Annotated in this window: 21 protein-coding genes; 9 read left to right on the forward strand and 12 right to left on the reverse strand. The window is 71.4% G+C overall.

Features of this window, described 5'->3' with window-relative positions; all coding sequences use genetic code 11:
* Nucleotides 1-51: 51 nt before the first annotated feature.
* Nucleotides 52-1,218, reverse strand: a complete 1,167-nt coding sequence (locus tag AB0I79_RS01290; RefSeq protein WP_357865682.1) for an ROK family protein — start codon at nt 1,216-1,218, stop codon at nt 52-54.
* 146 nt (nt 1,219-1,364) lie between these two features.
* Here AB0I79_RS01290 and AB0I79_RS01295 point away from each other — a divergent pair, with 146 nt between their 5' ends.
* The 6 genes from AB0I79_RS01295 (at nt 1,365) to AB0I79_RS01320 (ending at nt 7,566) form a co-directional block, all read left to right on the forward strand.
* Nucleotides 1,365-2,609 (forward strand): Gfo/Idh/MocA family oxidoreductase, encoded by a 1,245-nt coding sequence (locus AB0I79_RS01295; RefSeq protein WP_357865684.1) that lies wholly within the window; start codon nt 1,365-1,367, stop codon nt 2,607-2,609.
* Nucleotides 2,606-4,210, forward strand: coding sequence for a beta-N-acetylhexosaminidase (locus AB0I79_RS01300; protein ID WP_357865686.1), 1,605 nt, complete (start codon nt 2,606-2,608; stop codon nt 4,208-4,210). Before AB0I79_RS01295 ends, AB0I79_RS01300 begins: the two co-directional genes overlap by 4 nt.
* A gap of 23 nt (nt 4,211-4,233) precedes the next feature.
* Nucleotides 4,234-5,478, forward strand: a complete 1,245-nt coding sequence (locus AB0I79_RS01305) for a sugar ABC transporter substrate-binding protein (protein WP_357865688.1) — start codon at nt 4,234-4,236, stop codon at nt 5,476-5,478.
* A 3-nt stretch (nt 5,479-5,481) separates the two neighbouring features.
* Complete coding sequence (locus tag AB0I79_RS01310) at nt 5,482-6,360, forward strand: sugar ABC transporter permease (protein WP_357865689.1); 879 nt, start codon at nt 5,482-5,484, stop codon at nt 6,358-6,360.
* Nucleotides 6,353-7,168 (forward strand): carbohydrate ABC transporter permease, encoded by an 816-nt coding sequence (locus AB0I79_RS01315; protein WP_357865691.1) that lies wholly within the window; start codon nt 6,353-6,355, stop codon nt 7,166-7,168. Before AB0I79_RS01310 ends, AB0I79_RS01315 begins: the two co-directional genes overlap by 8 nt.
* A 200-nt stretch (nt 7,169-7,368) precedes the next feature.
* Nucleotides 7,369-7,566, forward strand: a complete 198-nt coding sequence (locus tag AB0I79_RS01320) for a hypothetical protein (RefSeq protein WP_357865693.1) — start codon at nt 7,369-7,371, stop codon at nt 7,564-7,566.
* 248 nt (nt 7,567-7,814) lie between these two features.
* Here AB0I79_RS01320 and glnA read toward each other — a convergent pair whose 3' ends face one another.
* Entirely contained in the window at nt 7,815-9,239 is a 1,425-nt protein-coding gene (gene glnA / locus AB0I79_RS01325) for a type I glutamate--ammonia ligase (protein ID WP_357865694.1), read from the reverse strand.
* A 126-nt stretch (nt 9,240-9,365) separates the two neighbouring features.
* Nucleotides 9,366-10,484 (reverse strand): hypothetical protein, encoded by a 1,119-nt coding sequence (locus tag AB0I79_RS01330; protein WP_357865695.1) that lies wholly within the window; start codon nt 10,482-10,484, stop codon nt 9,366-9,368.
* A gap of 77 nt (nt 10,485-10,561) precedes the next feature.
* Here AB0I79_RS01330 and AB0I79_RS01335 point away from each other — a divergent pair, with 77 nt between their 5' ends.
* The 3 genes from AB0I79_RS01335 (at nt 10,562) to AB0I79_RS01345 (ending at nt 12,636) form a co-directional block, all read left to right on the forward strand.
* Entirely contained in the window at nt 10,562-11,023 is a 462-nt protein-coding gene (locus AB0I79_RS01335) for an RDD family protein (protein WP_357865697.1), read from the forward strand.
* Between the two features lie 63 nt (nt 11,024-11,086).
* A complete protein-coding gene (locus AB0I79_RS01340) occupies nt 11,087-11,701 on the forward strand; it encodes a TetR/AcrR family transcriptional regulator (protein ID WP_357865699.1) in 615 nt (204 codons plus the stop codon).
* On the forward strand, nt 11,698-12,636 hold the full coding sequence (locus AB0I79_RS01345; protein WP_357865701.1) for a hypothetical protein: 939 nt from the start codon (nt 11,698-11,700) through the stop codon (nt 12,634-12,636). The genes AB0I79_RS01340 and AB0I79_RS01345 overlap by 4 nt, the downstream gene beginning before the upstream one ends.
* On the opposite strand, the gene AB0I79_RS01350 is transcribed toward AB0I79_RS01345, so the two are convergent.
* From AB0I79_RS01350 to lipB, 9 genes are all read right to left on the reverse strand, one after another.
* Nucleotides 12,617-13,381, reverse strand: a complete 765-nt coding sequence (locus AB0I79_RS01350; protein ID WP_357865703.1) for a class I SAM-dependent methyltransferase — start codon at nt 13,379-13,381, stop codon at nt 12,617-12,619. The two genes, AB0I79_RS01345 and AB0I79_RS01350, sit on opposite strands and share 20 nt — an antisense overlap.
* A complete protein-coding gene (locus tag AB0I79_RS01355) occupies nt 13,381-14,061 on the reverse strand; it encodes a DUF4191 domain-containing protein (protein ID WP_357865705.1) in 681 nt (226 codons plus the stop codon). The genes AB0I79_RS01350 and AB0I79_RS01355 overlap by 1 nt, the downstream gene beginning before the upstream one ends.
* Before the next feature lie 66 nt (nt 14,062-14,127).
* Nucleotides 14,128-16,530: a glycoside hydrolase family 3 C-terminal domain-containing protein gene (locus AB0I79_RS01360; protein WP_357865707.1), complete on the reverse strand. Its 2,403-nt coding sequence runs from the start codon at nt 16,528-16,530 to the stop codon at nt 14,128-14,130.
* A 98-nt stretch (nt 16,531-16,628) separates the two neighbouring features.
* Nucleotides 16,629-17,423, reverse strand: a complete 795-nt coding sequence (locus AB0I79_RS01365; RefSeq protein WP_357865709.1) for an alpha/beta fold hydrolase — start codon at nt 17,421-17,423, stop codon at nt 16,629-16,631.
* 14 nt (nt 17,424-17,437) lie between these two features.
* A complete protein-coding gene (locus AB0I79_RS01370) occupies nt 17,438-17,824 on the reverse strand; it encodes a VOC family protein (protein WP_357865710.1) in 387 nt (128 codons plus the stop codon).
* An 89-nt stretch (nt 17,825-17,913) separates the two neighbouring features.
* Entirely contained in the window at nt 17,914-18,870 is a 957-nt protein-coding gene (locus tag AB0I79_RS01375; protein WP_357865712.1) for a helix-turn-helix domain-containing protein, read from the reverse strand.
* Nucleotides 18,871-18,992: 122 nt separating this feature from the next.
* Nucleotides 18,993-19,922 carry a lipoyl synthase gene (gene lipA / locus AB0I79_RS01380; protein WP_357865713.1) on the reverse strand — a complete coding sequence of 310 codons (930 nt, stop codon included), beginning with the start codon at nt 19,920-19,922 and terminating at the stop codon, nt 18,993-18,995.
* 42 nt (nt 19,923-19,964) lie between these two features.
* Nucleotides 19,965-20,954 carry a M48 family metallopeptidase gene (locus AB0I79_RS01385; RefSeq protein WP_357865714.1) on the reverse strand — a complete coding sequence of 330 codons (990 nt, stop codon included), beginning with the start codon at nt 20,952-20,954 and terminating at the stop codon, nt 19,965-19,967.
* Nucleotides 20,955-21,067: 113 nt separating this feature from the next.
* Nucleotides 21,068-21,760 (reverse strand): lipoyl(octanoyl) transferase LipB, encoded by a 693-nt coding sequence (lipB, locus tag AB0I79_RS01390; RefSeq protein WP_357865716.1) that lies wholly within the window; start codon nt 21,758-21,760, stop codon nt 21,068-21,070.
* Nucleotides 21,761-21,782 lie beyond the last annotated feature (22 nt).

Raw genomic sequence — 21,782 nt, forward strand, 5'->3', positions numbered from 1 at the left:
GCGCGTGTCCTTCGGGAGGTGGTGCGGGTGTGGGGGGAGAGGCCGGATCGGTCAGGTGAGCCGCTGGGGCGCGGCGGGGCGGGAGATCGAGCCGTCGGGTGAGAAGAAGTGCTCGTCCACGTGGTCCAGCGCCAGGCAGGCAGCGCCGAGTGCGACGCATTCCTCGCCGAGCGTCGAGGGCCGGATGTCGGGGACGCGCAGGCAGTGGGGTTCGAGGGCCCGGCGGAGCGCGGGCAGCAGGACGTCGGCCGAGCGGGAGAACCCGCCGCCCAGCACGACCAGTTCGGGGTCCAGGGTCAGGACCATGGCCGCGGTGCCGAGCGCGAGGTGGTGGGCGTAGGTGTCGACGGCCGCGAGGGCGCCGGGGTCGCCGGCGCGGGCGGCCGTGAAGACGCGCCCGGCGGCGTCCTCGGGCGCGCTGCCCTGGGCGGCGGGCGAGCCCTCCAGGTGAGAGGCCATGGTGCGCCAGCCCGTCATGTCCATGAGCCCGACCTCGCCGGTGGCGCCGCTGAAGCCGTGGTGCAGGCGGCCGTTGAGGATGAGCGCGGCGCCTGGCCGGCGGCCGGCGTGCAGGTAGACGAGGTCCTGGACGCCCGCCGCGACGCCCAGCCGCTGCTCGGCGAGCGCGGCGAGCTTGCTGTCGTTCTCCACGGTGGTCGGGCAGGACAGCCGCTGCCCGAGGTGACCGGCGAGGTCGACCCCCTCCCAGTCGGGCAGCGCCTTGACCCGGGTGACCATGCCCTCCCTGTTGACGACGCCGATGCTGCCGACGGCCACGCCCCACAGGTCGCGGGCGTCCAGGCCGCAGGCGACGAGCGCGGCGTCCACGGCTCGCCACATGGCCTGCAGCCGCTCCTGCTGGGTGGTGTGCGCGTCCACGGCGACCCGGCCGCTGGACAGGGTCCGGCCGGCGAGGTCGGTGACCACGGCGAGGACCTTGTGGACCCCTATGTCGATGCCGAGCACGCGACCGGCGTCGGCGCGGAAGCGGTACCGCCTGGCGGGCCGGCCCATGCCGCCGGAGACGGGCTCGACCTCGGCGATCCAGCCGCGTTCGCGCAGGTCGGTGATGACGTCGATGACGGAGTTGCGCGACAGCCCGGTCAGCGTGGCGAGCTCGGTGAGGGTCAGCGGGCCCGGTGCCTCGCGCAGGGCCCGGATGCTGTTCAGCGAATTCAGCTGGCGTAGCCGCTGAAGGTCCCCACCGCTGACCTGCACGGGCTCTCCTCTGCTTTCGGCGGTCTCCGGGTTATGTACGCAGGCTCTGATTCCTGCTAGCTGGATCATCCGACAGGGAGGATCTTGACTGCAAGACCTAATCCGTGACTATCTATGGACTCCGCGATAAATCGGGGGTTCGGCACATGAGCGTGACCTTAGCCATCGTCGGGGCAGGAGCCCGCGGCCAGATCTATGCCAGGGCGGCCGCCGCCGACGGCCGCGCCCGGATCGTCGCCGTAGCCGATCCCGACCCGGCCAGGCGGGCCGCCCTGGCCGACGAGCACGGCCTGCCGGAAGAGGCCCGCTTCGCGGGATGGGCCGAGCTGGCCGCCGTGCCGAAGCTGGCCGACGCCGTGGTCATCGCCACGCAGGACCGCATGCACGCCGAGCCCGCCGTGGCCTTCGCCGAGCTGGGCTACGCCATCCTCCTGGAAAAGCCCATGGCGCCCACCGAGCAGGAGGCACGCAGGATCGTCGAGGCCGTCGAGCGCAGCGGCGTCGTCTTCGCCGTCTGCCACGTGCTGCGCTACACCGCCTACACCAGGGCGTTCAAGGACCTCGTCGGCAGCGGCCGGTTGGGCACGATCTCCAGCGTCCAGCACCTGGAACCGGTCGGCTGGTGGCACATGGCCCACTCCTTCGTACGGGGCTCCTGGCACAACGCGGCCGAGTCGGGGCCGATGCTGCTGACCAAGTCCTGCCACGACCTCGACTGGCTGCTGCACCTCGTCCAGGACGAGCCCGTCAGCGTCGCCTCCTTCGGCTCGCTGACCCACTTCCGGCGGGAGAACCGGCCGCAGGGCGCGGGCAGGCGCTGCGTCAGCTGCGCCGTCGAGCCCACCTGCCCCTACTCCGCCAAACGTCTCTACCTGGGCTGCCTCGGCGACCCGGACCGGGAGTTCTGGCCGCTCGGCCCTGTCACCTCCGACGCCACGGTGGCCGGCGTCACCCACGCCCTGGAGACCGGCCCGTACGGCCGCTGCGTCTACGACTGCGACAACGACGTGGTGGACCAGCAGGTCGTGATGCTGGAGTTCGCGCAGGGCGCCACCGTGTCGTTCACGATGACCGCGTTCACCCCGCTGGAACACCGCAAGACCAGGGTCTTCGGCACGCACGGCTTCGCCGAGGGCGACGGCCGGACCATCAGGGTCGTCGACTTCACGACCGGCTCCGAGGAGAGCGTCGACACCGGGACGACGGCGGGCGCGTCGCTGGCGGACGGCCACGGCGGCGGCGACACGGGCCTCATCAGGGCCTTCGTGGACGCCGTCGAGTCCGGCGACCAGGCGCCGCTCGGGGCCGGCGCCGCCGACGCGCTGGCCGGGCACCTCGTCGTCTGGGCCGCCGAGCGCGCCCGCGAGCGCCGGACGGTGGAGGCTCTGTGACGACGATCCCGGCGCCCGCCCACCTCGTCCCGGCCGACGGGCACTTCATCCTCACCGCCGAGACCCGGCTGACCGCCCACCCGCGGCTGGACAGGGCCGCGGCGTGGCTGCGCGGGGCCCTCGGCCCGGCCACCGGCCTGCCGCTGCCCGAAGGGCCAGGCGGGATCGAGATCCGGCTCGGCGAAGGGCTCGGGCCCGAGGAGTACCGGCTCACGGTCACGGCGGAGTCGGTGCTGATCGAGGCCGCCGCCCCGGCCGGCGCCTTCTACGGGACCCAGACATTGCGCCAGCTCCTCGATCCGGCCGCGTTCCGCGCCGGCCGCACGGGAGAGAGGATCTGGAGCGTCCCCGCCGTCAGGATCGCCGACGCGCCCCGGTACGCCTGGCGCGGCTGCCTCATCGACGTGGCCCGCCACTTCCTGACCAAGAACGACCTGCTGCGCTACGTGGACCTGCTGGCCGCCCACAAGCTGAACGTCCTGCACCTGCACCTGACCGACGACCAGGGCTGGCGGGTGGAGATCAGGAAGTACCCGAAGCTGACCGAGGTCGGGGCGTGGCGGCGCGAGTCGCCCCGGGGCCACGTCCGGCACGGCCTGTTCGACGGCCGCCCGCACGGCGGCTTCTACAGCCAGGACGACATCAGGGAGATCGTCTCCTACGCGGCGGACCGGTTCGTCACGGTGGTCCCGGAGATCGACCTGCCCGGCCACACCCAGGCCGCCATCGCCGCCTACCCGGAGCTGGGCAACTTCGACACGCCGCTGGACGTACGCACGGAATGGGGCGTCGGCGAGAACGTGATCAACGTCTCCGACGAGACCATCGCCTTCTTCCTCGACGTTCTGGACGAGGTGCTGGAGCTCTTCCCCGGCGAGTACGTCTGCGTCGGCGGCGACGAGGTGCCCAAGACCCAGTGGAACGAGAGCCTGCCCGCCAAGGAACGCATGCGGGAGCTCGGCCTGCGCGACGCCGAGGAACTGCAGAGCTGGCTCATGCGGCACTTCACCGACTACCTGCTCGCCCGGGGCCGCAAGCCGCTCGGCTGGGACGAGCTGCTGGAGGGCGGCCTGCCCGCGGGGATCACCGTCGCCGCGTGGCGCGGCGACAGGTGCACGGCGCTGGCCGCGCGGGCCGGCCACGACGTGGTCGTCTCGCCGTTCGCCGAGACCTACCTGGACTTCCGGCAAGCCGACGGCGAGCAGGAGCCCGTGCCGATCGGCAGCGTCACCTCGCTCAGCGCGGTGCACGCCTTCGACCCGGTCCCGGGCGGCCTCACGGAGGAGGAGAAGGGCAGGATCCTGGGCGCCCAGGCGGCGCTGTGGACCGAGCACATCGACTCGCCCCGGCTCCTCGACTACATGGCCTTCCCGCGCCTGGCCGCCTTCGCCGAGGCGGTCTGGAGCGGCAGGCGCGACTTCGAGGACTTCCTCACCCGGCTCGCCACCCACGAGAAGCGGCTCGATGCCCTCGGGGTGGAGTACCGCCCGGCCGGCGGCCCGCGTCCGTGGCAGCAACGCCCCGATGCCCCCGGCAACCCTGTCAGCAGAGCCGCGATCGACGACAAGCTCGCCGCCTGGACCGCCAACCTGCGGCCCTGAGACACACCCCCCTGGAGGACCCCTTGCGTTTCCGCCTTCCCCTGGCCGGGCTGCTCGGCCTCACCGTTCTCGCCGCCGGATGCGGCTCGTCCGGAGGGCCCGCCGCCGATGGCAAGGTCACCATCAGCTACGCCATCTGGGACAAGAACGACCAGCCCAGCTCCGAGAAGATCATCGCCGCCTTCCAGCAGGCGAACCCGAAAGTCACGGTGAAGCTGGAGATCACCCCGTGGGAGCAGTACTGGACCAAGCTCCAGACCGCCGCCTCCGGCGGCGTCACCCCCGACGTCTTCTGGATGAACAGCCTCAACGCCCGCATGTACGCCAAGGGCGGCATCATCGCCCCGGTCGAGGAGTCCAAGGCCGCCGGGCTGCCCGGCGCGGTCGTCGACGGCTACCGCCATGACGGCAAGCTCTACGCCCTGCCGCACCACGTGAGCATCCCGGCGCTCTGGTACAACAAGCAGCTCTTCGAGGAGGCCGGCGTGGAGCCGCCGACCGCCGACTGGACCTGGGACGACGTCAAGGCCGCCGCCAAGAAGCTGACCGACCCGGGCAAGCAGCAGTTCGGCATCCTGGCGCCGATGCTCAACCAGGTCGGCTACTACAACACGATGCTCCAGGCCGGCGGCCAGGTAATCTCGCCCGACGGCAAGAAGAGCGGCTTCGACGACCCCGCCTCCGTCCAGGGCCTGGAGTTCTGGACCGGCCTGATCGAGGAGAAGGTCGCGCCCGCCGCGGAGGTCTACGGCGACACCGACCCCATCCAGCTCTTCCAGTCCGGCAAGTACGGCATGTTCTACGGCGGCATCTGGTTCGCCTCCACCTACTGGGCCGACCCCCAGTTCCGCGAGCGGATCGACGTCGCCCCGCTGCCCAAGGGGCCCGCGCGGGAGGCCGTCATCCTGCTCGGCCTGGCCAACGCCGTCTCGGCCAAGACCGAGCACCCGAAGGAGGCGGCGGCGTTCGCCGAGTTCATCGCGTCCGAGCAGGCCCAGAAGATCATCAGCGACAGCGCCGGCGGCGCCCTCTCGCTGCGCCCCGGCACCCAGGACGGCTGGTTCAAGGCGTTCCCCTCCTTCCACCTGAAGGAGACCTACGACGCCTCCATGCCGCACGGCGTGCCGTACCCGGTGTCGCTGAACACCTCGCAGTGGCAGGAAGCGGAGACCAGGCTGCTCGCCGACGCCTGGGCGGGCAAGCGGCCGGTGGCCGACGCCGCCAAGGAGATCGCGGTGCAGATGAACGAGATCCTCGCCAAGGAGTAAGGGATGCTCTCCAAGCGCGAGTGGGCGTGGGGCTACCTCCTCATCGCCCCGATGGCGCTGGGCCTGGCCGTCTTCTACCTGTGGCCCATCCTCCAGACCCTGTACCTCAGCTTCACCGAGTCGGGCGTCTTCGGCGGGTACACCTGGGTGGGGACGGCCAACTACACCGACCTGCTCGGCGACGAGGACATGGCCGGCGCGCTCGGCAACACCCTGCTCTACGCCGTCCTCGTGCTGGCCGGCGTGCCGCTGTCCATCGTCGTCGCGGCCCTGCTGAACGTGCCGGGGCTGCGCGGGCTGAGCGTCTACCGCACGCTGTACTTCCTGCCGGTCGTCACCATGCCCGCCGCCGTGGGCCTGACGTGGAGGTACCTGTTCAACGGGGACTTCGGGGTGATCAACTACCTGCTGGGCCTGGTGGGGATCGACGGGCCGTACTGGATGGGCGACCCCGACGTCGCCATCTACGCGATCGCGATCGTCGGCATCTGGAGCTCGATCGGCTACAACGCCGTGCTGTTCCTGGCGGGGCTGCAGGGCATCCCGCGGCACTACTACGAGGCGGCCTCGATCGACGGTGCGGGACGGCTGCGGCAGTTCTTCCGGATCACGCTCCCCCTGCTCACGCCGACGACGTTCTTCGTCGTCGTGATCACGATGATCAACGCGTTGCAGGTCTTCGACCTGGTCTACCTCATGATCGACACGACGAGCCCCGCGCTGACGGGCAGCCGCACGATCGTCTACCTCTTCTTCGAGAAGGCCTTCGTGCACAACCAGCGAGGACTGGCCGCGGCGATCGCCGTGCTGCTGCTGGGGCTGATCCTCGTGCTGACCGCGATCCAGTTCAGGCTGCAGAAGAGGTGGGTGCACTATGAGTAGGCCCAGGACGTGGCCGGCCCACGTGGCGCTGGCCGCGGGCGCGCTGGTGATGGTCGCGCCCTTCGCCTGGCAGGTCGTGGTGTCGCTGCAGACGCTGCCCGAGTCGCTGCGGGTCCCGCCGAAGTTCACGCCCTCGTGGCAGTGGTCGAACTTCCCCGAGATCTTCCTGACGGTTCCGCTGGGCAGGCAGTTCCTCAACACGGTCGTGGTCACCGCGGCCGTCACCGCCGGGCAGCTCCTGCTGTGCTCGCTGGCCGCCTTCGCCTTCGCCCGGCTGCGCTTCCCCGGCAGGGGCGCCATCTTCATGCTCTTCCTGGCCGTGCTCATGGTGCCCGGCGAGCTCTTCCTCATCCCGCGCTACGAGATCATGGTGGGCCTCGGCTGGCTCAACACGCTGCAGGCGCTCATCGCGCCGGGCGTCTTCGGGGCGTTCGGCACGTTCCTGCTCCGGCAGTTCTTCCTGACCCTGCCCAGGGAGCTGGACGAGGCCGCGCAACTCGAAGGAGCCAACCCGCTGCAGATCTACTGGCACATCATGCTGCCGCTGGTCCGGCCGGGGCTGCTCGCCCTGGGGATGCTGACCGTCATGTGGTCGTGGAGCAGCCTGCTGTGGCCGCTGGTGGTCAACACCGACCCCGAGATGATGACCCTCTCCGCGGGGCTCGCCTCGCTCCGAGGGCAGTTCCAGACCAACTTCCCGATGTTGTTCGCCGGCTCGGTCGTGGCCACGCTTCCCGTGGTCGTGCTCTTCGTGATCATGCAGAAGCAGCTCATCGCCGGCATCGCCTTCACCGGCTCCAAGGGCTGAGGCGGAACGGCCCGGCATCGCGGCCGATGCCGGGCCGTCGCCGACGGCGGGCGAGGCGTACCCGCGTGGATGACCACACCGGCGTCGCGGCCCGGCGCCCTGGACTCCTCGCGTTCGTGGAGCGCTTCTTGGATCAACTGCCCGGCACGTTGTTACGCTCGAAGTGATCACCCCTTCTACGAAAGAAGATCATCGTGAGCGTGCGAAGGTTTCCGCTGACGCTGCGGGTCACCGTGAGTGGGGCAACCCCGGACGAGATCAGGGAGGCGGCCGTGGCGCAGGCCCTCGCGTTCTTCGGGTCGAGCACCGAGCTGGACGTCATCAGTGCCGAAGCCGAGCCGGAGGGGGAGCATCACAGCCGCTACCGCGCGGTCGTCGTTTTCCGGAAAGTCGCCTGATGAGCCGTGCCGGCGACAGGGACGGAGGTGCTGTTGCCGGCCTCGCGCCGCCGTTCGGCATAGGGCGATCGTGAACACTGAGCTGGTCGCCGCCCGGAGCCGCTGCCGCCTGCTGGGGGAGACGACGCACGCCCTGGACGTCAGACGAGGTGGCATGCCTTCACATGCGGAAACGGCCCGGCATCGTGATCCGATGCCGGGCCGTTTCCGTTCCGGTCCTGTTCCGCCCGAGGACGGAGGACCTTCCGTCACACGTCGTAGTAGAGCTCGAACTCGTGCGGGTGCGGGCGCAGCCGGATCGGGTCGACCTCGTTCTCCCGCTTGTAGGAGATCCACGTCTCGATCAGGTCGGGCGTGAACACGCCGCCCTCGAGCAGGTAGTCGTGGTCGGCCTCCAGCGCGCTGAGCACGTCGGTGAGCGAGCCGGGCACCTGCGGGATGTTGCGGGCCTCCTCCGGCGGGAGCTCGTAGAGGTCCTTGTCGACCGGCTCCGGCGGCTCGATCTTGTTACGGATGCCGTCGATGCCCGCCATCAGCATCGCCGAGAACGCGAAGTACGGGTTGCACGACGGGTCCGGCACGCGGAACTCGATGCGCTTGGCCTTCGGGTTGGAGCCCGTGATCGGGATGCGCACGCAGGCCGAGCGGTTGCGCTGGGAGTAGACCAGGTTGACCGGGGCCTCGTAGCCGGGAACCAGGCGGTGGTAGGAGTTCACCGTCGGGTTGGTGAAGGCCAGCAGCGACGGCGCGTGCTTGAGCAGGCCGCCGATGTAGTAGCGGGCGGTGTCGGACAGGCCCGCGTAGCCGACCTCGTCGTAGAAGAGCGGCGAGCCGTCCTTCCACAGCGACTGGTGGCAGTGCATGCCGGAGCCGTTGTCGCCGAAGATCGGCTTGGGCATGAACGTGACCGTGTGGCCGTACTCGAGGGCCGTGCTCTTGATCACGTACTTGTAGAGCATGAGGTTGTCGGCGGTCTTGAGCAGCGTGCCGAACTTGAAGTCGATCTCCGCCTGACCGGCCGTGCCGACCTCGTGGTGCTGCATCTCGACCTCGATGCCGGCCTCGATGAGGTTGCGCACCATCTCCGAGCGCAGGTCGGTGAAGTGGTCCATCGGCGGGACGGGGAAGTAGCCGCCCTTGTAGCGCGGCTTGTAACCCAGGTTGCCGCCCTCGGTCGCCTTGCCGGTGTTCCAGGCGCCCTCGATGGAGTCGATGTAGTAGTAGCCGGCGTTCTGCTTCGTCTCGAAGCGCACGTCGTCGAAGATGTAGAACTCGGCCTCAGGGCCGAAGTACACCGTGTCGGCGATGCCCGTGCCCTTGAGGTATTCCTCCGCCTTGCGGGCGACGTTGCGCGGGTCGCGGCTGTAGGCCTCGCCGGTCAGCGGGTCGTGCACGAAGAAGTTCAGGTTGAGCGTCTTGTGCTGGCGGAACGGGTCGACCACGGCGCTGGACGGGTCGGGCAGCAGGAGCATGTCGGACTCGTGGATCTGCTGGAAGCCGCGGATCGACGAGCCGTCGAACATGAGTCCGTCGGTGAAGACGCTCGCGCCGAAGTTCTCTGCCGGGAAGGTGAAATGGTGCGTCGTCCCCGGCAGGTCGGTGAACCTGACATCGACGAACTGCACCCCTTCGTCGCTGATGAACTTCAGGACGTCGTCGGCGGAGTTGAACACTCTCGAACCTCCCTGGGGACTGGCCATCATTGCGACGCTAGGGCGCGGCCGTTTCCGTATGGTGTCTCGATTGTTTCGCACGTGTTACGCAGAGTCAGGGTGATGCAAAGGTGTGCCGGCGGGCGTTCACGTTCTCTTGGAGGCTCGGCATTCGCCCTTCTTCGGCCTGGGCGTGTCCAGGTCGTAGGGGTCTGAAGGCGGGCCCTGCGGCGTCTCCTGGTCGGGAGCGGAGTCGGCGTAGTGGGGATGGATGTAGGCGTCGCGCACGTCGCATCGCGCGGGCGTCGCGCTCGCGCCCCACTCCTCGATCCAGGTCACCACCTTCCCCGCCTCGCGGTACACCAGCACCGTGCCGTGGTGGTGCGTGACCAGCCTGATCGCCGTATGTGGCTGGCCGGGCCGCTGGACGGCGTGCACGACGATGTAGTTCGTCTTCAGTTCCGCGCCGGCGCGCCCGTTCTTCTTGAACGACGACAGCTTCGTCGCTCCGTGCACCTTGATCACGTCACTGGCCTGCTCAGCGGTCTTGGGCGCGAAGCTCGTCACCCACCCGCGCGTGCTCTTCTCGCCGCCGCGGCCGAGGTTCTTCTTGAACCAGGACCGCTCCTCCGGGGGGAGCAGCTTCATGAACGCCTTCGGCTCGCCGCCCATGAGCGTCTTGCGGTCGAGGTGGGCCGCGGCCAGCAGGTCCCGTGTCCGCTCCAGCCCCTCGGCCACGTCCTTCTTCGACAGCCCGCCGACCGCCCTGGCCTTGGGCATGACGAAGCCGGCGGCGCCCTCGGCCCAATCCTCCGCCTCCGAGCCGGCGAACGGCCCGGCGGGCCCGCTCTCCTCCGGGCGGGCCCCGACCGGCATCGTCTCCTCCGGCACCGGGCCCGTCCCCTCTGCCCGAGCTTCCGCCTCGGCGCCGCTCGCCGCCGGCAGGGGGGCCGCCACCGGCATCGTCTCCTCGGGCACCGCGCCCGAGGGCGCGAGCAGGTCGGGCCGGAGTGCGATGACCGCGCCCGCCGCCGAGACCACCGCCGCGACCCCGGCCACCGCCAGCCAGGCCCGCCCGGGCCTGCGCCGCGGCGCCGGAGCCTCCCAGGCGCCGCCCCGGCGTAAGCCTCCGGGCTCCTCGCCCCCGGCCCGCCGTGACGCCCTGGCCCCCTTCTTCGCCGCCTCGCGCATCTTGCGCTGCTGCTCGGCGTCTATCTGCGCGACCAGCTCGTTGAAACGCTGGTCAAGGTCATCCCCGTGTGGCATGGCGTACATGATGGCCGGTCCGTGACGCGGTTGGGTCACAATCCGGACCGGCCCACCGGGCGGCTACCGTGGAGGGTATGAGCAGCAACGAGCCTCGGTGGACGCAGACCTGGCTGGGCGGGGTCAGGGCCGCCGGCGTCGATCTCGGATACCCCGGGCAGCGCCTGGGCCTGCCCGAGGAGGGCAGCGGGTCGATCGCGGGCTGGGGGCGCCGGATCGGCGCGCTCGTCATCGACTGGATGATCTGCACCTGGGTGGTCGTGCAGCTGCTGCTCCGGATGAACCCCGCCGAGTCGCCGTGGGCGCCCGTGCTGGTCTTCGCGCTGCAGTACCTGGTGCTGGTCGGGTGGATGGGCCAGACGTTCGGGCACCGGCTGATGGGCGTCAGGGTCGCCGCGATGGACGGAGGCAGCCCGCGGCTGCTGCCCGTCGTGGTGCGTACGGTGCTGCTCGCGCTGGTCGTGCCGGCGGTGATCTGGGACCGCGACCACCGCGGCGTCCACGACCGCGCGTCCAACACGATGGTCGTGCGCATGTAGCCGAGTTCGGTAAAAAACCGTACCGGGTTCAAATTCTTACCCGGTACGGTTTATGCTGTCCGCATGATGGCGGGGCTCAGGGAGCGCAAGAAGGAGGAGACCCGGCGGCGGATCTCCGAGGTGGCACTGCGGCTGTTCGACGAGCGCGGGTACGACGCGGTGACGGTCAACGAGGTCGCCGAGGCGGCCGGGGTCGCCAAGGTCACCCTGTTCAACTACTTCCCGAGCAAGGACTGCCTGGTCCTCGACGCGGTCAAGGACGACACGGCCGCGGTCGTGACGGCGCGCGCCGAGGGGCAGTCGCCGCTCGACGCCCTGCGCGCGCACTACCGCGGCATGGCCGGGCTGGGCACCGGCGAGATGGACGTCGAGGGGCTGCTGACCAGGATCCGGGTGATCTCGTCCAGCCCGGCCCTGCTGGCCGGGGTCTACCAGACGAACATGGCGCAGCGCTACGAGCTGGCCACCGCGCTCGCCGAGGCGGGGGCCGGCCGGGCGGCGACGCTCATGGCCGGGCAGGTCACGGCCGCCGTCACCACGTTGCAGGAGGCGTTCTTCCACCGGCTCTCCACGGGGGTGCCGCTGGAGGAGGCGGGGCGGCTCCTGGAGGAGGAGGTCGAGCTGGCGTTCGACCTCCTGGAACACGGCTTCTCATCCATCAAAGGGGATGAATCATGAAAAAGGGCATTAACTACGACACCGGCTTCCTGCCGGGTGACGGGATCTCGCGCAGGGCGTTCGACGCCGGCACCGTCGCCCGCGAGATGCGGGTCATCGCCGAGGAACTGCACTGCCAGGTCGTCCGCGTCTCCGGGCGCGACCCCGTGCGGCTGGGCGTGGCCGCCGAGCAGGCCGCCGCGGCGGGCCTGGAGGTCTGGTTCGCGCCGTTCCCGGTCGACGTCCCGGACGAGCGGATCCTGGAGCTGTACGCCGACTGCGCCGCGCGGGCCGAGTCCCTCCGCCGGGGCGGCGCCGAGGTCGTCTTCGTCGCCGGCTGCGAGACCAGCGCCTTCTGCCCCGGCTACATCCCCGGCGACGCCTATCTGGACCGCCTGACGTGGATGGCGACGGCCGGCATCGAGGAGTGGACCGCGCTCGGCGCCGGCATGGAGCGTTTCAACGCCTTCCTCGCCGAGGCCGCGCGGACCGTCAGGTCCCGCTTCGGCGGCCGGATCACCTACGCCGCCGCGCCGTGGGAGTTCATCGACTGGAGCCCGTTCGACCTGGTCGGCGCGGACGCGTACCGGGCGGCCTACAACAGGGACACCTTCGCCGACGAGCTGCGCGCCCATTTCAAGCACGGCAAGCCGGTCGCGGTCACCGAGTTCGGCACCTGCGCCTACCAGGGCGCGGGGGAGCTGGGCGGCATGGCCTGGTCGGTGCCCGAGGGCGCGGTGCGCGACGAGGGGGAGCAGGTCCGCTACTTCACCGAACTGCTCGACCTGTTCGAGCGGGAGGGCGTCGAGACCGCGCTCTGGTTCACCTTCGCCGGTTACACACGCCTCGGTGAGGACGACCTCGGCTCCTACGGCGTGGTCAGGATGCTGGACGAGACGCGCTGGGAGCCCAAGGAGCTCTTCCACGCCATGGCCGCTACGTATTCGCGCAGCTGAAGACGGCCGTGCCGGGCAGGTGCCGGCCGCGCAGGGGGCTCCAGCCGCCCCACACCTGCTCGTGCCCCTCGGGCCACTCCGGCTCCAGCAGCCCGGTGATCGTCAGGCCGGAGGCCGCCAGCAGGTTCACCCAGTCGGCCATCGTGCGATGGTGCTCGACGTAGGTGAGCACGCCGTGATCGTCGCGCTCCTCGTACGGGGTGCGGTCGAAGTACGACCGGTCGGACGTCAGCCCCCGGGGCCCCGGATCGTCGGGGAAGGCCCACCGCACCGGATGGCTCACCGAGAACACGAACCGCCCGCCCGGCCGCAGCACCCTGCGCACCTCGCGGAAGACGGCCGCGGGATCGGCCACGAACGGCAGCGCCCCGTACGCGGAGCAGGCCACGTCGAAGGAGCCGCCGGCGAACGGCAGCGCCTCCGCGTCGGCCTGCACCACCGGGACGCCGACCCCCGTGTCGAGGTCGATGCGCTGGGAGTGGCGCAGCTGGCGGTGCGAGATGTCGAACGCCGCCACCCGCGCGCCCTGCCCTGCCAGCCACCGGGCGCACTGGGCGGCGCCGCAGCCGATCTCCAGCACCCGCCGCCCGCGCACCTCGCCGAGCAGGCGCGCCTCGGCCTCGTCGAGCCCCTCGGGGCCCCACACGAACCCGTCGTCACGCAGGAACGAGCCGTGCTCGACCTGGTAGTCGTCGGCGTTGCCGTCCCACCAGCCGCGGTTGGCCCGCGACGAAGGAGAAAGCACTAGCGCATCTTGGGGCCGCGCGGCATGCGGGCGCCCTTGGGCATCGGGCCCTTCGGCATCGGCATGTTGCGCGGCAGCGAGCGCAGCCGGTCCTTCACCTCGTTGACCGACGGCTTCTTCAGGTTGCGCGGCAGCTTCATCAGGTGCCGCTGCAGCTTGCCGAGCGGCACCTGCCCCTCGCCGTCACCGCACTGGACGTCGTAGATCTCGACGCCCAGCACCACCCGCGAGATGCGCTGCTTCTCGGCCTTGAGCATCTTCGCCACCCGGTTGCCCGGCCCCTCGGACACCAGCACGACGCCCGGGTAGCCGACCACCAGGTGCACGATGTCCTGGTCGCGGTTGACCGCGATGGCCGGGGTGACCTGCCAGTTGCCGCGCATGCCCTGCAGCACCGCCGCGGCGGCGCCGGTCTGGCCGTGCAGGATCGAGTACTGCGCCCGCTGGGCGAGCTGGCCGAACACCACCAGGCCGACGGTGAGCGCGGCCAGGATGCCGATGAACACCGCGTACCACAGGTAGCCCGTGACCAGACCGATCACGACGACCACAGCCAGCGTGCCCACCGCCGAAAGGAAGACGATCGGCATCCCCTTGGGATTGGCCTGCTTGATGATCTGCGCGATCATGCGGAGCTGCTTGATGCGCCCCGGCTTCTCTGAGTCCTCGGACTTTGCCATGCTCAGAAGGATACAAACCAACTGGTGCAGTATGGAAAACGCGCCCCGGCCGTTCTCCGGCTGTGACTAGATCTTCACCGTAGCCGACAGCCGGAGGTCGGCCGAGCTGCGGCCTGCCTCCACCGCCTGCTCGCCCTCGACCGTGCGCCAGCCGTCCTCCCACACCTGGAAGGCCCGCTCCGGCAGGAACAGGGTCGTGACCACCGTCTGCCCCGGCTCCGCCTCCACCACGTCGAAGGCGGCCAGCCTCCTGCGCGGCCCGGCGTAGACCTGCACGACCTCCCGACCGTGGCGCGTTCCGGTGTTCGTGACGGCCACGGTCACGCTGGTGCCCTCGGCCGCGATGGAGTCGTACGACCAGGTCGTGTAGCCCAGGCCGTGCCCGAACCAGAACGCCGGCGCCCGCTCGGCGCGCCGCCACGCCGGATAGCCGGAGAACACGCCCTCGTCGTAGAACACCTTCCCGTCCACCGGCGTCACCGCCCGCACCGGCGCGTCCGCCAGCCGCTCCGGCCACGTCGTCGGCAGCCGCCCGCCCGGCTCGGAGTCCCCGAACAGCACGTCGGCCAGCGCCGCCCCCGCCTCCTGACCCGGGAACCAGGTCAGCAGCACCGCCGCCACCTCCGCCAGCCACGGCATCTCCACCGGCGAGCCCGCGTTGACCACGACCACCGTACGCGGGTTCGCCCCGGCCACCGCGCTGATCAGCTCGTCCTGGCGGCCCGGCAGCCGCAGGTCCGCACGATCGAAGCCCTCGCTCTCCACCTCCGGCGTCGTCCCGGCCACCACCACCGCCACGTCGCACTCGCGCGCCACGCGCACGGCCTCGGCCATGAGCTCGTCGTCGCCGGGCGTCGGCTCCGCGTGGCCGAGCGTGAACGACACGATCGCCATGCCGCCGAACGTGCCCGGCGGGTGGGCCAAGGCCAGCTCGTACGTCTCGCCCGCCGCCATCGGCACGCCGATCCGCCTCTCGGGCGGCGACAGGAAGGCCACCGCCGGGTCGCCGCCGTCCAGGCCGATGCTCTCGTCGAGGACGGCCTCGCCGTTCACAGTGAGCGTGAACGCGCCCACCCCGGCCACCGACAGCTCGTGCTCGCCGCTCTCCCGCGCCGTGTACGCCGCCAGCAGCCGGACCATCCCGAGCCTGGCGGCGTCCACGCCGGGCGGCAGCTGGCCGAGCCAGCGCGCCTCGCCGGTGGCCAGCGGCTGCTCGCTCAGCACCGCGCCCGACCCGTCCAGGAACTGCGCCGTGACGGGGCCGGGGAGCGGGGCCAGGCGGACGCGGGGGTCGGTGCCGAGGGCGTACCGGACCTCGGCGCGCTCGGACAGGCCCTGCAGCGGCGAGACGATCCGGTCCGGGAACACCTGGGCGCTGCCGCCGCCCATCACGCGCGCCTCGCGGGCCGCCGCGCCGATGAGAGCCAGCGTCGGGGTGCCCTGCAGGGGCAGGACGCCGTCGTTGGTGAGCAGGGTGAAGGCGCGGGCGGCGATCTCCCGGGCGAGCGCCACGCCGTCGATCGCCGCAGGGCCGGCGGCGCCGTCAGAGCTGGCGGGGCCGGCGCTGCTCGCGGGGCTGGCGGGGCTGGCGGGGCTGGCGGGGCTGTCCGTGCCGGCGGGATGGAGGGCGCCGACGCGTCCGGCCAGGCGCAGGATGCGGCGGACGCGGTCGTCCACGGCCGACTCCGGCACCCGCCCCTCCCGGACGGCCGCCTCCAGCCGCGCGCCCCACGGCCCGTGCGGCCCCGGCATGGCCACGTCGGTGCCGCCGAGCGCGGCGGCCTCGGTCGAGCGCACCGCCGTCCAGTCCGACACCACGAACCCGTCGAACCCCCACTCGTCCTTGAGCACCCCGAGCACCAGCTCGGCGTGCTCGGTCATGGTGGACCCGTTCACCGAGTTGTAGGCCGTCATCAGCCCCCACGCCCCGGCCCGCACCACGCGCTCGAACGGCCGCAGGTACAGCTCGCGCAGCGCCTGCTCCCCGACCACCACGTCCACGGTGAACCGGTCGGTCTCGAAGTCGTTGGCGACGAAGTGCTTGGGCGTGGTCGCGACCCCGCCCTCCTGCACGCCCTCGACGTACGCCGCGCCGATCTCACCCGTCAGGTACGCGTCCTCGGAGAAGCACTCGAAGTGCCGCCCGGCGAGCGGGGAGCGGTGCAGGTTGAGCGTGGGCGCGAGCAGCACGTGCACGCCCTTGCGCCGCGCCTCCTGGGCCAGCAGCCCGCCGGCCCGCCTGACCAGCTCCACGTCCCAGGTCGCGGCCAGCGCCGTCGGGCTCGGCAGGGCGATCGAGGGGTCGGCGGCGCTCCACTGCTCGCCGCGTACGCCGATGGGCCCGTCGCTCATCACGAGCCGGTCGAGCCCGATCTCGGGCAGCGGGGGCAGCGACCACATGTCGGCCCCCGTCAGCAGGCGGATCTTGGTGGGCAGGTCGAGGCGGGAGATCAGTTCATCCAGGTCCACGAGCAACAGTGTTCACCAGAAAACCGAGCACCCGATAGGTTTGTGACCTTTGCGTCATGTAAAGCCCGTCGGGCCGCCGGCCCGGGGACCGGCGGCCGTCAGGCCGTCACGAAGAACTCCAGCAGCTCGGGCACCAGCGCCTCCGGCGCCACGTTGTGCGCCTGGTCCTCCAGCACCCGCCGCACCGCGCCGGGCACCGCCGCCGCCACCGCCAGGCCCGCGTTCGCCATCCACGCCGCGCTGTCGGCCCCGTTGAGCACCAGCGCCGGCTGCGCGATGCGGGCCAGCCGCTCGGCGGGCAGCGCGTTACCCGGGCCCAGCACGGCCGCCTCGTAGGCCAGCGTGTGCGCCACGGCCTCCATCTCCGCCCAGGCGGGGTGCGCCCGCATCCCGGCGACGGCCTCCCGCGGCAGCTCGGCCGCCTCGACCATGAACCGCTCCACCGCCTCACCCCGCCGGCCCGTCGCGACCAGGCCGGCGAGCTGCTCGGCGAAGTCGAGGGGAAGGGCGGGCGCGCTGTCGTCCACGTGGTACGGCGGCTCCCACACGGCCAGCTTCGTGATCGACGGGTTCACGACCGCCGCCTCCAGCGCCAGCGCCGCGCCCGACGAGCCGCCGAACACCATGGCCGACCCGCCCGCCGCCTCGACGACGGCGGCCAGATCCTCGATCTCCCGCTCCGCCGCGTACGGCTGGGTGTCACCGCTGCCACCGCGCCCGCGGCGGTCGTAGTTGTAGACCGTGAACCACCGCGCCAGGCCGCCGGCGACGGCGGTCATCAGCGGGTGCCGCCGATCCGAGAACGCGCCCTGGACCAGGACGACCGCGGGGCCCTCACCCTGCCGGTCGTAGGCGATGAGGGTCCCGTCGGCCGACTTCACCGCATCGGGCATGACCGCTTCCGGCTTCACTCGGCCGGCGGCACCAGGCACAGCACCTCCCAGTGGTGTCCGTCGAGGTCGGCGAAGCCGCGCTGGTAGCGGGGGCCGCCCTGCTGCGGGACACCCGCCGGGGTGGCGCCGGCGGCCAGAGCCTTGTCCACCAGTTCGTCGACCTTGGCCGGGTTCTCCACGCCGAGGCAGAGGATCGCCTCGGTGCTCTTGGCGGAGTCGGCGATCTCCTTGGTGATGAACGAGCCGAACACCGGCTCCTCCAGCAGCATCACCTGCGTCTGCTCGCTGATGATGACCGACGCCATGCCCTGGGCCATGCCGAACAGGTCGAAGCCGAGCTCGGTGAAGAACTTCGATGACCGGTCCAGATCCTTGACCGGCATGTTGACGAAGAGCTGCATCTCCAGATCCCTTCTCGTTCGCGTGTGCCCTCAGTCTGCTCGGGCAGGCACCCGCCGGTCTTGGATCTGGACGCCAGGAGGCTTGATGATCAGCGCACGGTGTGGGCCCGGCGGTACTCGGCGGGCGGCATCCCGTACGCCTGCCGGAACAACCTGGAGAAATGCGCCGCGTCAGGCAGCCCCCACCGGGCGCCGACCGCGCTGACGGGCTGGCTGACGCCCGAGATCAGGTCCGTGCGGCAGCGTTCGAGGCGGCGCTGCCGGATCCAGGCGGCCACCGTCGTGTTCTCCGACTCGAACAGCCGGTGCAGGTACCGCACGGAGATGTGGTGCGCCGCCGCGACGGTCGCGGGATCGAGGTCGATCTCGCCCAGCCGCTGCTCGATGAACGCGTGCACCTCCATCAGCAACGTACGCTGCCGGGCGTCGGCGGGCAGCGACCGTGCCTGGTCCAGGCGCTCGGCCACGGCGGCGCCGATCAGGTCCGTCACCACGGTCGACAGCCGCGCGGCGCTGCCCGGCCGGTAGGTCTCGTGGTCCAGCGCCACCCGCCGCAGCAGCGGCACGGCCAGGGCGGCGGCCCCCGACTCCGCCCCGATGGGCAGCGCGGCCAGCTCCGCCACCGCGCCGGCGGGCACGGCGAGCTGCTCGCGCGGAACGCTGAACACCGCCAGCCGCACCGCCGAGTCGTAGGCCAGCTCGTACGGCCGGGAGAAGTCGTAGATCGCGAACTCGCCCCGGCTGAGCTGCGTGTTACGGCCGTCCTGGGACAGGCGCGGGCTGCCCGCCAGCGCGAGCACCACGCGGTACAGCTCGGGGTTGTCGCGGCGGATCATGCCCGAGGTGCGGTGGACGCTGTGCGGCGTGGAGGTCTGGATCCGGCCGACGCCCACAGCACCGAGCTTGCCGAACTCGATCTCGCCACGTAACGGCGCGTCGGGATCGATGCGCAGGTCGAGCGGGCCCAGGGTGTCGCAGACGACGCCGCGCCACGCCTCGTGACGGCGCGCTGCGGGCAGGTCACTGGTGCGGATCAGCACGGCCATGCGCGTCGCCCTCCGTCGGCTGCGACGCCATGCTAGCCCTTTTGTGATCGCCCGAACGGAACGCCGCATTACCGGACATGAAAGGAGCCCCGGGATGGGCTCCCGGGGCTCGAATGCCGTGATCAGGCGGTCTGGCGGGCCTCGATGGCCTGCTGGTAGAGCCGGCCCGCCCGGTACGACGAGCGCACCAGCGGCCCGGACAGGACCCCGGCGAACCCGATCGCCTCGGCCTCGGCCTGCAGCTCCACGAACTCCTCCGGCTTGACCCACCGCTCCACCGGGTGGTGGCGCGGCGTCGGCCGCAGGTACTGCGTGATCGTGAGCAGGTCGGTGCCCGCCGCGTGCAGGTCGCGCATGGCCTCGACGATCTCCTCGCGCGTCTCGCCCATGCCCAGGATCAGGTTGGACTTGGTGACCAGCCCGGCCTCGCGAGCCATCGTGATCACGCCGAGCGAGCGCTCGTAGCGGAAGGCCGGACGGATGCGCTTGAAGATCCGCGGCACCGTCTCGACGTTGTGCGCGAACACCTCGGGCTTGCTGGAGAAGACCTCCTGCAGCTGCTCGCGGTTGCCGTTGAAGTCGGGCACCAGCAGCTCGACACCGCAGCCGGGCAGCAGCGCGTGGATCTGGCGCGCGGTCTCCGCGTACAGCCAGGCGCCGCCGTCGGGCAGGTCGTCGCGGGCCACGCCGGTCACGGTCGCGTACTTCAGGCCCATCTGCTGGACGGACTCGGCCACCCTGCGCGGCTCGTCGCGGTCGTATTCCTTCGGCTTGCCCGTGTCGATTTGGCAGAAGTCGCAGCGGCGGGTGCACTGGTCGCCGCCGATGAGGAAGGTCGCCTCGCGATCCTCCCAGCACTCGTAGATATTCGGACAGCCCGCCTCTTCACAGACCGTGTGCAGGCCCTCCCGGCGCACGAGCGATTTCAGCTCGGTGTATTCGGGGCCCGTCCTCAGCTTGGTCTTGATCCACGGGGGCTTGCGCTCGATAGGGGTTTCGGCGTTACGCACCTCCAGGCGGAGGAGCTTTCGGCCTTCAGGAGCAACGGTCACCTTCCCAGCTTACGTCCGCCGCGGCAGCGACCCGGTCCAGGGTCAGGAGATGAGCCCGAAGCCCCGGATCGCGCGGGCGTAGTGGGTGGCCAGCTCCTCGTCGATCCGGTCGGACTGGCGGGTGCCGAGCAGCTCGGAGTGCGGCGCCGAGGGCCACACGCCGTCGGCGGTGAGCTGGAACTTGGTCAGCACCGTGCGCCGGATCGCCGAGATGCTCTCGCCGCGCAGCGCCGCCGCCTGCATCGGCGCCAGGTAGCCGCCGCGCGTCTCCAGCGCCTCCAGCTCGGCCAGCTCCGCCTCACCGGCCACGCGCAGCGCCAGGGCCCGCTGCCTGGCCTGGACGCGGCTCTCGCCGGCGCGGGACAGGCGGGCCAGGGCGTACCGCACGAGCAGCACCGGGCCGCCGAGCACCCGTCCGACGAGGCGGCCGAGGAAGCCTGTCACGTCGTAGGCGGGGTGCATGGCCTCCAGCGCCATCGGGGTCGAAGCCGCGATCTTGTCCTCCGCCTCCGACCTGGCCTTCAAGGGCCCTGAGCCCCCGCCCACCAGGGCGTCGCGCCAGGCGTCCAGCGTGGCCAGTGCCTCGCTCACCACCCGCTCGTCCCCGGCCGGCAGCCGCGCGTACGCCCCGGCCAGCAGGGCCACCCGCTGCTTGGGCGGCAGCGCCAGCCACAGGGGCAGGCCGATCATCAGGACGGGGGTGCGCGCCAGCCCGACGCGGTCGTAACCGGTGCGCGTGGCCAGATCGCGCACCGCCACCTTCCTGGGCCGCTCGACCCCTACCCGGTCGGCCACCCGGTCCGCCACCCCGTACAGCTCCGTGGCCGAGGCGCGGTCGAGCACCTCGGCGTCGGCGGGCAGGCGGCCCAGGCGTGGCCGCAGCGCCCAGCCCACCGCCAGGCTCACTCCACCGAAGATCCACGACAGGACGGATCCCGGCTGACGCAGGATGATCCACCCGCCCAGCACGACGAAGGCCACCGTCAGCAGGTGCACCACGAGCGCGAGCACGAGAGCGCAAAGACGCGTCACACAGGCGATGGTAAGCCGGGAACGCGCACTTACCAGATGCCGATTCGGTCAACGGCTCCGGCCGGGCGGCTTCCTCAGGGCTTCGTCAGCCGCGGGGTTCGTCAGCGGGTTCGTCAGCGGCGGAGGAGGTCCTCCTCGTGCAGGTCGAACGGCTCCTTGCCGAGCGCCTCCGCCAGCCGCTTCTCCGCGATCGGCATGACCTCCTCGACCACGATGCGGCGGCCCGTCTCCGCCGACAGGGAGGTGACCCCCACGTCGGGGATGCCGCACGGCGTGATGCGGTTGAACCAGCGAGGGTCGTTGGCGCAGTTGAGCGCGAAGCCGTGCATGGTCACGCCGCGCGCCATCCGCAGGCCGACCGCGCCGAGCTGGCGGTCGGGCAGGCCGAGGGCCGCGTCGCCGAGAGCCCAGACCCCCGCCCTGCCGGCCACCCGCCTGGCCGTGACCCCGAAGTCGGCGCACACCTGGATCATCGCGTCCTCCAGGCGGCAGGCGAACGCCACCACGTCGGGGACCGCCACGATCGGATAGGCCACGAGCTGCCCAGGACCGTGCCAGGTCAGGCGCCCGCCGCGATCGACGTCGACGACCGGGGTGCCGTCGGAGGGACGCTCGTGCGGAGCGGTGCGCTTGCCCGCCGTGTAGACGGGCGCGTGCTCAAGGATCAGGACGGTGTCGGTGAGCTCTCCGGCGACCCGCTTGCCGTGCACCCAGCGCTGCAACGACCAGGCCTGCTCGTAGGGGACGTCGACACCGAGTCGGACGATGGCGAGTGCGTGGGGATCGTCCCCGGGGATGGGGCGCATGAGCCTATTGTGCCGTTCCCTC

The sequence above is a fragment of the Nonomuraea sp. NPDC050202 genome, assembly GCF_040656115.1.
In the GTDB taxonomy this organism is placed as follows: domain Bacteria; phylum Actinomycetota; class Actinomycetes; order Streptosporangiales; family Streptosporangiaceae; genus Nonomuraea.